11 protein-coding genes are annotated in these 11,637 nt (G+C 75.1%); 5 read left to right on the plus strand and 6 right to left on the minus strand.

Going from position 1 to position 11,637, the window contains the following annotated elements; all coding sequences use genetic code 11:
- Window positions 1-108: 108 nt before the first annotated feature.
- Entirely contained in the window at window positions 109-1,107 is a 999-nt protein-coding gene (locus tag WJX68_RS05095; RefSeq protein WP_340286466.1) for a glycosyltransferase family 2 protein, read from the plus strand.
- Here WJX68_RS05095 and WJX68_RS05100 read toward each other — a convergent pair.
- Genes WJX68_RS05100 through WJX68_RS05110 form a run of 3 tightly spaced genes read right to left on the minus strand, consistent with a single transcriptional unit; the run spans window position 1,094 to window position 3,990 of the window.
- Entirely contained in the window at window positions 1,094-2,209 is a 1,116-nt protein-coding gene (locus WJX68_RS05100) for a cystathionine gamma-lyase (RefSeq protein WP_340286468.1), read from the minus strand. The two genes, WJX68_RS05095 and WJX68_RS05100, sit on opposite strands and share 14 nt — an antisense overlap.
- A gap of 9 nt (window positions 2,210-2,218) precedes the next feature.
- A complete protein-coding gene (locus tag WJX68_RS05105) occupies window positions 2,219-3,274 on the minus strand; it encodes an NAD(P)H-dependent glycerol-3-phosphate dehydrogenase (protein ID WP_340286470.1) in 1,056 nt (351 codons plus the stop codon).
- Entirely contained in the window at window positions 3,271-3,990 is a 720-nt protein-coding gene (locus tag WJX68_RS05110; RefSeq protein WP_340286471.1) for a lysophospholipid acyltransferase family protein, read from the minus strand. The genes WJX68_RS05105 and WJX68_RS05110 overlap by 4 nt, the downstream gene beginning before the upstream one ends.
- A 136-nt stretch (window positions 3,991-4,126) precedes the next feature.
- Here WJX68_RS05110 and cofC point away from each other — a divergent pair, with 136 nt between their 5' ends.
- The 3 genes from cofC (at window position 4,127) to WJX68_RS05125 (ending at window position 8,233) form a co-directional block, all read left to right on the plus strand.
- Window positions 4,127-4,855: a 2-phospho-L-lactate guanylyltransferase gene (gene cofC, locus WJX68_RS05115; RefSeq protein WP_340286658.1), complete on the plus strand. Its 729-nt coding sequence runs from the start codon at window positions 4,127-4,129 to the stop codon at window positions 4,853-4,855.
- Window positions 4,856-4,918: 63 nt separating this feature from the next.
- Window positions 4,919-7,291, plus strand: coding sequence for an RNA degradosome polyphosphate kinase (locus WJX68_RS05120; RefSeq protein ID WP_422785655.1), 2,373 nt, complete (start codon window positions 4,919-4,921; stop codon window positions 7,289-7,291).
- Window positions 7,292-8,233 carry an NUDIX hydrolase gene (locus WJX68_RS05125; protein WP_340286473.1) on the plus strand — a complete coding sequence of 314 codons (942 nt, stop codon included), beginning with the start codon at window positions 7,292-7,294 and terminating at the stop codon, window positions 8,231-8,233. It abuts the gene before it with no gap.
- A 43-nt stretch (window positions 8,234-8,276) separates the two neighbouring features.
- Here WJX68_RS05125 and WJX68_RS05130 read toward each other — a convergent pair whose 3' ends face one another.
- The 3 genes from WJX68_RS05130 to leuC form a co-directional block, all read right to left on the minus strand.
- On the minus strand, window positions 8,277-8,699 hold the full coding sequence (locus WJX68_RS05130; RefSeq protein ID WP_340286475.1) for an HU family DNA-binding protein: 423 nt from the start codon (window positions 8,697-8,699) through the stop codon (window positions 8,277-8,279).
- Between the two features lie 138 nt (window positions 8,700-8,837).
- Complete coding sequence (gene leuD / locus WJX68_RS05135) at window positions 8,838-9,428, minus strand: 3-isopropylmalate dehydratase small subunit (protein WP_340286477.1); 591 nt, start codon at window positions 9,426-9,428, stop codon at window positions 8,838-8,840.
- Complete coding sequence (gene leuC / locus WJX68_RS05140; RefSeq protein ID WP_340286479.1) at window positions 9,428-10,855, minus strand: 3-isopropylmalate dehydratase large subunit; 1,428 nt, start codon at window positions 10,853-10,855, stop codon at window positions 9,428-9,430. The genes leuD and leuC overlap by 1 nt, the downstream gene beginning before the upstream one ends.
- A 53-nt stretch (window positions 10,856-10,908) precedes the next feature.
- On the opposite strand from leuC, the gene WJX68_RS05145 reads away from it, so the two are divergent.
- Window positions 10,909-11,613: an IclR family transcriptional regulator gene (locus tag WJX68_RS05145; RefSeq protein WP_340286481.1), complete on the plus strand. Its 705-nt coding sequence runs from the start codon at window positions 10,909-10,911 to the stop codon at window positions 11,611-11,613.
- The last annotated feature ends 24 nt before the right edge of the window (window positions 11,614-11,637 follow it).

The following is an 11,637-nucleotide window of genomic DNA, read 5'->3' on the forward strand; positions in this document are numbered from 1 at the left end:
GTTACGCGAGTGTGATAACGAGACCGACGGCCGGTGTCGCGACACCCCCGTAACACCACGGCCGCGCCGCCGACTCCCCTGCCGACGATCACCGGCGAGGAGGACGGCGTGGCACCCCGGTTCAGCTTCCTCACCACCGCCCACCGCACCGAGCACGTCATCGGGGCGACCGTGCGGTCGGTGCAGGCCCAGACCGACCCCGACTGGGAGCTGGTCGTGGTGGACAACGGCCCGTCGGACCGGATGGCCCGCACGGTGCGCCGGCTCGCCGCCGCCGACCCCCGGATCCGGCTCCTGCGCCGGGAGAACGACGGCGTCGTCGGCGGGATCCGCGCGGCCGCCGGGGCCGCCCGCGGCCGCTACCTCGCCCAGCTCAACTCCGACGACCTGCTGCACCCGCGCTGGGCCGAGCGGCTCGGCGGCGTCCTGGACGCCCGGCCCGAGGTCACCGCGGTGAGCTGCGACGCGTGGCGTTTCGACGACGTCACCGGCCTGCCCCTGCCCGGCTCCTACGACGAGGTGTGGGGCGCCGCCCGCTCCGGCCCGGACACCGCGCTGACCCTCGCCGACCTGGTCGAGCGGATGTGCCCGTACTACACGGCGGCGGTACGGCGGGAGGCGTGGCCGTTCACCGGGCTGCACCAGCGCGACGCCGTCGTCACCGACATGGTGGTCTTCCTGCGCCTGGTCACCGGGGGCGGGACCGTGGTCTCGCTGCCGGAGCGGCTCGCCGGGTACCGGGAGGCCTCGTCGTCGCTGTCGCGCGGGCCGCACGCCGAGCTGGCCGTCGAGCGGGCCCGCGCCCGGGTCCTCGCCGCGTTCGTCGAGCGCCACGGCGGTCCGGCGGAGAAGGCCGCGCTGGACCGCGAGCGCGAGCGCAGCCGCTACCGCCAGGGCGTCGTCGGGTCGCGCAGCGCGCTGCTCGACGGCGACCGGGCCGGGGCACGGCGGGCGATCCGCGAGGCGCTGCGGCTGCGCCGCGACCGCCGGACCCTCGCCGTCGCGGCGGGGGTGCACCTGGCCCCGGCGATCGTGGGGCGGCTCGACCGCGGCTACCGCGACGGGACGCTGGCCCGCCGCTTCCCGGCCGCGGTCACCGGCCGCTGAGCGCGCCCACCACGTCCTCGACCAGGTCGGCGGTGTCCTCCACCCCGCAGGACAGCCGGACCAGCCCGTCGGGCACCGCGTCGCCCCACCGGGCGCGGCGGTCGGCGGCGGTGCGCAGGCCGCCGAAGCTCGTCGCCGAGTCCACCAGCGTGCTGCGGGCCAGGAGGCCCGACACGGCGTGCACGTCGGGCAGGGTGAAGCGCAGGACCCCGTTCCAGCGCCGCATCTGGGTGCGGGCGAGCGCGTGCGACGGGTCGTCGTGCAGCCCGGGCCAGCGCACGTCGCGCACGCCCGGGACCTCGCGCAGCGCGAGCGCGAGCGCACGGGCGTTGTCCGCCTGGCGGGCCAGGCGCAGGTCCAGCGTGCCGAGCCCGCGCAGCGCCAGCCAGGTCTCCATCGGCCCGGCGATCGCGCCGCCGCGGGTGCGGAACCCGCGGATCCGCTCGTGGTGCACCGGGTCGGCCGCGGACACGTGGCCGAGCAGCAGGTCGCCGTGCCCGGACAGCGCCTTGGTGTCGCTGGCGACGGCGAGGTCCGCGCCCAGCTCCAGCGGCCGCTGCCCGAGCGGCGTGCAGGTCGTGTTGTCGACGGCGACGACGGCCCCCGCGGCGTGTGCGGCGGCCGCGACCGCGCGCACGTCGCAGACCTCCAAGCCGGGGTTGGAGGGCGTCTCCAGCATCACCAGGCCGGGGCGGTGCGCGGCGATCGCGCGGGCCCAGTCACCGGCGGTCGCGCAGTACGCGACGGGCACGCCGAGCGGGGCCAGCTCCTCGTCGGCGAGCAGCCGGGCGACGTAGTAGCCGTCGCTGGGCAGCAGCACGCCGCGCTCGCGCCCGGCGAAGGCCCGCAGCACCGCCGCGACCGCCGCCATGCCGGAGGGGAACACGGTGCACTCGCCGCCGTCGAGCGCCCCCACCGCGGCCTCGAACTCACGCCAGGTCGGGTTGTCGGCGCGCGCGTAGAAGTCCGTGCCCGCCTCGGCCTGCTCCGGCCGTCCGAGATGGAACGTGCTGGTCAGGACCGGTCCACGGTGGACCGGCTCGCCCACCGCGGGCTCGTCGTGCCCACCGCCGCGTACGCACCTGGTCCCGTCGCCGATCATGGCCGCACGCTACTCCGGCTTCGGCGCCCGGGAGATCAGCTCCTTGGCCATCTGGTGGGCGGTCATGCCCTCGTGGCACACCCGGCGCACGGCGTCGGCGATCGGCAGCTCCACCCCGGCCCGCTGGCCGAGCTCACAGATCGACAGGCAGGACTTGACGCCCTCGGCGACCTGGCCGTTGTTCGCCTTCTCCGCCTCGACCAGGCTCGCGCCGCGGCCGAGCTGCTCGCCGAAGGTGCGGTTGCGCGACAGCGGCGAGCTGCACGTCGCCACCAGGTCGCCCATCCCGGCCAGTCCGGCGAAGGTCAGCGGGGAGGCCCCCAGCGCCATCCCGAGCCGGGACATCTCGGCCAGCCCGCGGGTGATCAGCGACGCCCGCGAGTTGTCGCCCAGCCCCATCCCGGACGCGACGCCGACGGCCAGCGCGATGACGTTCTTGCCCGCCCCGCCCAGCTCGGCCCCGACCACGTCGGTGTTGGTGTAGGCCCGGAAGTAGCCGGTCGCGCAGGCGGTCTGCAGCTCCACGGCGCGGTCGTGGTCGGCGCAGGCGATCACGGTGGCGGTCGGCTGCTCATGCGCGATCTCCGCGGCCAGGTTCGGCCCCGAGACGACGGCGAGCCGGTCGGTCCCGACGCCGGTGACGTCGTCGATCACCTCGGTCATCCGCTTCAGCGTGCCCAGCTCGACGCCCTTGGCCAGGCTGGTGACGGTGACGCCGTCCGGGATCAGGTCCCGCCACCGCTCCAGGTTGGCCCGCAGCGACTGCGAGGGCACCGCGAGGATCACCGCGTCGGCCCCGCCGAGGGCCTCGGCGGCGTCGTGGGTGGCCCACAGCTTGTCCGGGAGCGCGACGTCGGACAGGTAGTCCGGGTTGTGCCGGCGGGCGTTGACCGCCTCGGCCACCTCCGGGCGGCGCGCCCAGAGCCGCACCTCGCGGCCGGCGTCGCCGAGGACCTTGGCGAAGGCGGTGCCCCAGCTGCCGGCCCCGAGCACGGCGACCCGCTGGATGGAGTGGACGGGCTCGTTGACCGGGCGCTCGGCGCCGTGTCCGGGCAGCGCGCTCATCGGCCGGCCTCGCTCTCGGGACGGCGGCGGAAGAACTCGGCCGGTGCCTGCTCCGCGCGGACCTCGGCGAGCAGGTCCCGCACCGCGCTCATGATCAGGTCGGTGACCTCGCGCAGGACGGCGGCGTCGAGCGGGCGGCCGCGGTAGGCGCTCAGGTCCACCGGGTCGCCGGCGCGCAGCACGACGTCGGTGCGCGGCAGCGGGCGGAACTTCTTGTTGTAGCCGTCGAGGACCTCGCGGGTCCCCCAGTGCACCATCGGGATGACCGGCACGTCCGAGGCCAGCGCCATCCGCGCGACGCCGGTGCGCGAGCGCATCGGCCAGCCGTCGGGGTCGCGGGTGATCGTGCCCTCCGGGTAGATGATGACGATCTTGCCGTCGGCGAGCGCCTGGGTGCCCGCGGCCAGGCTCTGCTGGGCGTCGGCCGAGTCGCGGAACACCGGGATCTGGCCGGAGCCGCGCAGCACCGCGCCGAGCACCGGCACGTTCCACAGGCTGCTCTTGGCCAGGAACCGTGGCACCCGCCCGGCGCTGTGGACGTAGGTCCCGGTGTGGATCGGGTCGAGGTGGGAGACGTGGTTGCCCACCAGCAGCGCGCCGCCCCGGGCGGGCAGGTGCTCGCGTCCCTCGTACCGCGGCCGGCCGGTGAGCCAGCCGATCGAGTAGAAGAACGGGACGGCGAACCCGACCCAGAAACCACCCTTCTCGCGTGCCACCGGCGGCCTCCTCCCGCCCGCGCCGGGCGCGGGTCGCAGGCGTCGTCGCGGATCGGGATGATCCGGATCTGTTCCGTGGAGTGTCCCCACTGCGGACCCACGCTGTCACGTGGGGTGCCAGACTGTGACCGTGACCCTGCGGGTGGACCTGGTCGTACCGGTGAAGCCGCTCCCGCGCGCGAAGACCCGGCTGCGCGGCGCCGCGGACGGCGGGGTGGGCGAGCAGGCGGCCCACCAGCACCTCGCGCTCGCGCTGGCCCGCGACACGGTGGCCGCGGCGCTGGCGGCGCCGTCGGTCCGCCGGGTGCTGGTGATCTCCTCCGACCCGGCCGTCGCGCTCGAGGTCGGCGTGCTCGGCGCCGACGTCGCGACCGACCCCGGCCGGCGGCTGAACGGGGCGCTGCGCCACGGTGCCGCGCTGCTGCGCGCCCGCGACCCCGGCGCCGCCCTCGGCGCGCTGCAGGCCGACCTGCCCGCGCTGCGCCCCGCCGAGCTGGACGACGCCGTCGCCGCCGCCGCGGCGCTGTTCGACGGCGGGGCGACGCGGGCGTTCCAGCCCGACGCCCCCGGCGACGGCACGACGCTGCTGCTGGCCGCGCCGGGACACGATCTCGACCCGCACTTCGGGCGGGGATCGGCCGCCCGGCACGCGGCGTCCGGCGCGGTCGCGCTGCCCGGCGGGCGGCCCGGCCTGCGCCGCGACGTCGACACCGCCGCGGACCTCGCCGAGGCCGTCGCGCTCGGGGTCGGCGAGTGGACCGCGCGGATCGTCCCCGCCGCCCCGGCCGTTGCGACACCCTGTCCACCACCGGTTCCCCCGCCCGGGGGCCCCGTCGCCCGGCGGTGTGGCGCACGCCGGACGTGACGTCGTGCGCACCGCGCCGTGTCGACGTGGACGCGTTGCACGACGGTAGGAAACAATCGTGGCGTGAGCGACGACTCGACGCCCCAGGACGGCCGCAACGGCTCCGCGCACCCGGGGTCGCGGCCCCGCTCGGGCGCGCGCCGTGCGCCCCGGCCCGCGTCGCGCCGCCTGCACACCGCGAGCCGGGCGGTCGCCGACCAGGCCCCGGCGGCGGAGATCCCCGCCCAGCAGCACTCCACCGCCCGGCCGCCCGCCCCGCCCGCGCTGCCGGCGTCGGCGCCCACGCAGGGCGCCGCGCCGATCGCGCCGCCCGCCGGGGCGACCGCGCCGGCCTCGGCGATGCCCGAGCTGCTGCCCGAGGACCGCTACCTCAACCGGGAGCTGTCCTGGCTCGACTTCAACGCCCGGGTGCTGGCCCTGGCCGAGGACGCCAGCCAGCCGCTGCTGGAGCGCGCCAAGTTCCTGGCGATCTTCGCGTCGAACCTGGACGAGTTCTACATGGTCCGCGTCGCCGGGTTGAAGCGCCGTGACGAGACGGGCCTGTCGGTCCGCAGCGCCGACGGCCTCACCCCGCGCCAGCAGCTGGCCCGCATCACCGAGCGCAGCCGCGCGCTGTCCCGCGCGCACGCCGAGGTGTTCATGGACGAGCTGCTGCCCGAGCTGGACGCGGCCGGCGTCCACCTGCGCAGCTGGGACGACCTGACCGACGCCGAACGGCTGCGCCTGAGCGACTACTTCACCGAGACGGTCTTCCCGGTGCTCACCCCGCTCGCGGTCGACCCGGCGCACCCGTTCCCCTACATCTCCGGGCTGTCGCTCAACCTGGCGGTGACCGTGCGCGACCCCGAGGGCCGCACCGAGCGCTTCGCCCGGGTGAAGGTCCCCAACAACGTGCCGCGGCTGGTGTCGGTGGACCCGCCGGACACCGACACCCGCGCGGGCAACAAGCAGTGCACGTTCCTGCCGATCGAGGACCTGATCTCCGCGCACCTCGGTGACCTGTTCACCGGCATGGAGGTCACCGAGGTCCACCCGTTCCGCGTCACCCGCAACGCCGACCTGGAGGTCGAGGAGGACCGCGACGAGGACCTGCTGCAGGCCCTGGAGCGCGAGCTGGCCCGGCGCCGGTTCGGGCCGCCGGTGCGCCTCGAGGTGCTCGACACGATGTCGGAGCACGTGCTGGAGCTGCTGCTGCGCGAGCTCGACGTCGACCCGAACGACGTCGTCACCGTGCCCGGGCTGCTCGACCTCACCGGGCTGTGGCAGGTGCACGGGGTCAACCGCCCCGACCTGAAGGACGAGCCGTTCCGCCCGGCGACGCACCCGGCCTTCGCCGAGCGGGAGACCCCGCGCAGCGTGTTCGCCACCCTGCGCGAGGGCGACGTGCTCGTGCACCACCCCTACGACTCGTTCTCCACCAGCGTGCAGCGCTTCATCGAGCAGGCCGCCGCGGACCCGAACGTGCTCGCGATCAAGCAGACGCTCTACCGCACCTCCGGCGACTCCCCGATCGTCAACGCGCTGATCGACGCGGCCGAGGCGGGCAAGCAGGTCGTCGCGCTGGTCGAGATCAAGGCGCGGTTCGACGAGCAGGCCAACATCCGCTGGGCGCGCGAGCTGGAGAAGGCGGGCGTGCACGTCGTGTACGGCCTGGTCGGGCTGAAGACGCACTGCAAGACCTGCCTGGTCGTGCGCCAGGAGGGCTCGGAGATCCGCCGCTACTGCCACATCGGCACCGGCAACTACAACCCGAAGACCGCGCGGCTCTACGAGGACGTCGGCGTGCTCACCGCCGACCCGACGATCGGCGCGGACCTCACCGACCTGTTCAACTCCCTCACCGGCTACTCGCGCCAGACGTCCTACCGGAGCCTGCTCGTCGCGCCGTACGGCATCCGCCGCGGGATCGTCCGGCGCATCGACGACGAGATCGAGGCCCACCGGTCCGGCGAGCCCGGGGCGCGGGTCCAGATCAAGGCGAACTCGCTGGTCGACGAGGCCATCATCGACGCCTGCTACCGGGCGTCGCAGGCGGGCGTGCCGGTCGACATCGTGGTGCGCGGCATCTGCGCGATCGTCCCGGGCCGCCCGGGGCTGAGCGAGAACATCACCGTCCGCTCGATCCTCGGACCGTTCCTGGAGCACTCGCGGGTCCTGCACTTCGGCGCCGCCGACGAGTACTGGATCGGCTCGGCGGACATGATGCACCGCAACCTGGACCGCCGGGTCGAGGTCATGCTGCGGGTGGCCGACCCGAAGCTCGCCGACCAGCTCGGGGAGATGTTCGACTCCTGCCTCGACCCGGCCACGCGCTGCTGGACGCTCGGACCGGACGGGACCTGGTCGCCGTCGCCGGCACCGGGCTCGGAGAACATCCGCGTCCGCGACCACCAGGTCGAGATGATGAACTCCCGGCGCGCGATCAGCGAGGACTGAGTGCTCTCCCAGCTGCGTACCGACGGGGCCGAGGCGGACCCGGCCGGGCTCGCCGACGTCGTCGCCGCCGGCACCGTGCCGTGGCGGCGCGCCGCAGGCGGCGGCGTCGAGGTGGCCCTGGTCCACCGCCCCCGCTACGACGACTGGTCCTGGCCCAAGGGCCACCAGGACCCGGGTGAGCCGCTGACGCTCACCGCGCTGCGCGAGACCGCCGAGGAGGCGCACCTGCAGTGCCGACTCGGCGCGCGGCTCGGGCACACCGCCTACGACGTGCCCGGCCGCGGCCACAAGGTCGTCCACTACTGGGCCGCCGAGGTGACCGGCGACCCCGGGTTCACCGCCACCGACGAGACCGACGAGCTGCGCTGGCTGCCACCGGACGGTGCCGCGGCGCTGCTCAGCCGCGCCGGCGACGCGGCCCTGCTCGACCGGCTCGCGGCGGCGGGGCCGCCGTCGTCGACGGTGGTGCTGGTGCGCCACGCCAAGGCGGGCAGCCGCACCGCCTGGGACGGCGACGACGACCTGCGACCGCTGTCGGGCACCGGGTTCACCCAGGCCGACCGGCTCGCGGAGTTCCTGCCCCGCTTCGGGCCGGACCGGCTCGCGACGGCCCCGCCGCTGCGCTGCGGGCAGACCATCGAGCCGTTCGCGCAGAAGAGCGGCCTCGGCGAGCCCGTCGTCGAGGAGCTGCTCGGCGAGCACGGCTACTGGGCCTCCCCCGCCGACGGCCTCGCCCGGCTGCGCGAGCTCGCCGCGCGGCCCGGGGTGACGCTGCTGTGCAGCCAGGGCGGGGTGATCCCGGACGTGCTGGGCCACCTGCTCGCCGCGGCGGGGCACCCGGCCGACACGGTGCCGTCGCACAAGGCGAGCACCTGGGTCCTGGGGTTCGACGGCGACGGCCTGCTGCTCTGGGCCGACTACTACCGCCGCCCGCCCGCCTGACCCGTCGCCGCCCTGATCCGGAGCCGGCCGCGCCGCGACCCGGCTACTTCTTCGCGGTCGCCCTCCGGCGGACCGGTGTGCGCGCCACGGCGCCCTCGGGCGGGATGGTCTTGCGGGTGGCGGTCGTGCGGCCGTTGGTCGCCGGACGGTCGGCGCGGCGCGGCGCGCTCGTCGCGTTGGCGGCGGCGGCCTCGCTGGCCGCGACGCGTTCCTTGAACGCCGCACCCGGCCGGAACGACGGCACCACGGTCTCCCCGACCGGCACCGTCTCCCCCGTGCGCGGGTTGCGGGCGGTCCGCGGCGCCCGTCGTCGCGGCTCGAACACCCCGAACCCGGTGAGGGTGACCGTGCCGCCGCTCCCGACGGTGTCCACGATCACCTCGACCATCGCGTCCACGGCGGCCATGGCGGCACGCCGGTCCCCGAGCCGGGCGGTCAGCGCATCGACGAGCTGAGCCTTGTTCATGGTCACGAAAGGTAAGGCTGCCGCCCTGCCCCGCACCAGATCCGGAGGCGAGTCCAGGTCGCATACCGTCCGGAGGTTCAGGTCCGAACGGGTGATCACCACGACACCTGTCGGGGACTGGTGACCACCCGTCGCCGTTCAGGCCAGAGTGCGTGGCATCCGGGCGGGCCGCGTTCCCTCGAACGCGGTGATGGCGTCGGCGTGGCGCAGGGTGAGGTCGACGTCGTCGAGACCCTCCAGGAGCCGCCACCGGGCGTAGTCGTCGATCTCGAACGACACCGTCAGGTCGCCGGCCTGCACGGTCTTCTCGCGCAGGTCGACGGTCACCTCGGTGCCCGGCTCGTTCTCCAGCTTCTTCCAGATCAGCTCGACGTCGGGCTGCTCGACCTGGGCGGCCACCAGGCCCGCCTTGGCCGAGTTGCCGCGGAAGATGTCGGCGAAGCGCGAGGAGATCACGGCGCGGAAGCCGTAGTCCATGAGCGCCCAGACGGCGTGCTCGCGCGAGGAGCCCGTCCCGAAGTCCGGCCCGGCGACGAGCACCGACCCGCGGTCGTAGGGCTCGTTGTTGAGCACGAACGACGGGTCCTGGCGCCAGGCCGAGAACAGGCCGTCGTCGAAGCCGGTGCGGGTGACCCGCTTCAGGTAGACGGCCGGGATGATCTGGTCGGTGTCCACGTTGGACCAGCGCAGGGGCACGCCGATGCCGGTGTGGGTGGTGAAGGCGTCCATCAGTCCAGGTCCTCCGGCGAGCTCAGGGTGCCGCGCACCGCGGTCGCGGCGGCGACCAGCGGCGACACCAGGTGGGTCCGGCCGCCCTTGCCCTGGCGGCCCTCGAAGTTGCGGTTCGAGGTGGACGCGCAGCGCTCACCGGGGGCGAGCTGGTCGGGGTTCATGCCCAGGCACATCGAGCAGCCGGCCGAGCGCCACTCGGCGCCCGCGTCGAGGAAGACCTTGTCCAGCCCCTCCTCCTCGGCCTGGAAGCGCACCCGCATCGAGCCCGGGACGACGAGCATCCGCACGCCGTCGGCCACCCGGCGCCCGCCGAGGACCTCGGCGACCGCGCGCAGGTCCTCGATCCGGCCGTTGGTGCAGGAGCCGACGAACACCGCGTCGACCCCGACCTCGCGCAGCGGGGTGCCGCCGGTCAGCCCCATGTAGTCCAGGGCCTTCTCGACGGCGGCGCGCTCGCCGTCGTCGGTGATGGCGGCCGGGTCCGGGACGGACTCGCCCAGCGGCAGGCCCTGCCCGGGGTTGGTGCCCCAGGTGACGAACGGGGTGAGCTCGTCGGCGTCGATGTGCACGACGCGGTCGAACTCGGCGCCGTCGTCGGTGCGCAGCGAGCGCCAGTCGGCGACCGCGTCGTCCCAGTCGGCGCCGGCGGGGGCGTGGTCGCGGCCCTTCAGGTAGGCGAAGGTCGTCTCGTCCGGGGCGATCATGCCCGCGCGGGCGCCGGCCTCGATCGACATGTTGCAGATCGTCATCCGGGCCTCCATCGAGAGGTTCTCGACGACGTTGCCCCGGTACTCCAGCACGTGGCCCTGCCCGCCACCGGTGCCGATCCGCGCGATGACGGCGAGGATGACGTCCTTGGAGGTGACGCCCGGGCGCAGCGTGCCGTCGGCGCTGGTCACCTCGATCGCCATCGTCCGGAACGGCTTGAGCGGCAGCGTCTGGGTGGCGAGCACGTGCTCGACCTCGGAGGTGCCGATGCCGAACGCCATCGCGCCGAACGCGCCGTGGGTGGAGGTGTGGGAGTCCCCGCAGACGACGGTCGTGCCCGGCTGGGTCAGCCCCAGCTGCGGGCCCACGACGTGCACGATCCCCTGCTCGGGGTCGTTCATCGGGTGCAGGCGGACACCGAACTCCTCGCAGTTGCGGCGCAGCGTCTCGACCTGGGTGCGGGAGACCTCGTCCGCGATCGGCGCGAGCACGTCGAGGGTCGGGACGTTGTGGTCCTCGGTGGCGATGGTGAGATCGGGGCGGCGCACCGGGCGGCCGGCGAGCCGGAGCCCGTCGAACGCCTGCGGGCTCGTGACCTCGTGCACCAGGTGCAGGTCGATGTAGAGCAGGTCCGGCTCGTCGCCCTCGCCCTTGCGGACGAGGTGACGGTCCCAGACCTTCTCGGCCAGCGTGCGGGGACCTGTCGGCTCGGTCACTCCGCCTCCCAACGTGGTGGACTTCCCAGAATGTGGAAAGCTAGTATCGGAACGTGGGACAGTCTAGCGGGATCGGCGTGCTCGACAAGGCGGTGGGGGTTCTCCGCGCGACGGCGGAGGGTCCGTGCGGGCTGGCCGAGCTGTGCGAGCGCACCGGCCTGCCCCGGGCGACGGCGCACCGGCTCGCGGTCGGGCTCGAGGCGCACGGGATGCTGCTGCGCACCCCCGACGGCCGGTGGCACCCCGGCCCCACCCTCGGCCAGCTCGCCGGCGGGCGGCCGGACCCGCTGCTCGACGCGGCCGCCGCCGTCCTGCCGCGGCTGCGCGACATCACCGGCGAGAGCGTGCAGCTCTACCGCCGCGACGGCATCCACCGCATCTGCATCGCCCACGCCGAGCCGCCCTCCGGGCTGCGCGACACGGTCCCGGTCGGCTCCCGGCTCCCGATGACCGCCGGGTCCGGCGCCAAGGTGCTCGCCGCGTGGTGCGACCCGACCACCCAGCGTCACATCCTCGCCGACGCGACGTTCTCCGAGCGCGTGCTGGTCGACGTCCGCCGCCGCGGCTGGGCCCAGAGCGTCGCCGAGCGCGAGGCCGGGGTCGCGTCGGTGTCGGCACCGGTGCGCGACGCGGCGGGCCAGGTCGTCGCCGCCGTCTCGGTGTCCGGGCCGGTCGACCGGATCGGGCGGCGGCCCGGCGTGCGGTGGGCGGCGGACCTGCTCGCCGCGGCCGACGCGCTGCAGCACCGACTCGCCTGAGGTCCCCGCCGCGGGCTCCACTAC

Origin of the sequence: Pseudonocardia spirodelae (assembly GCF_037727765.1) — a bacterium.
GTDB lineage: Bacteria > Actinomycetota > Actinomycetes > Mycobacteriales > Pseudonocardiaceae > Pseudonocardia > Pseudonocardia spirodelae.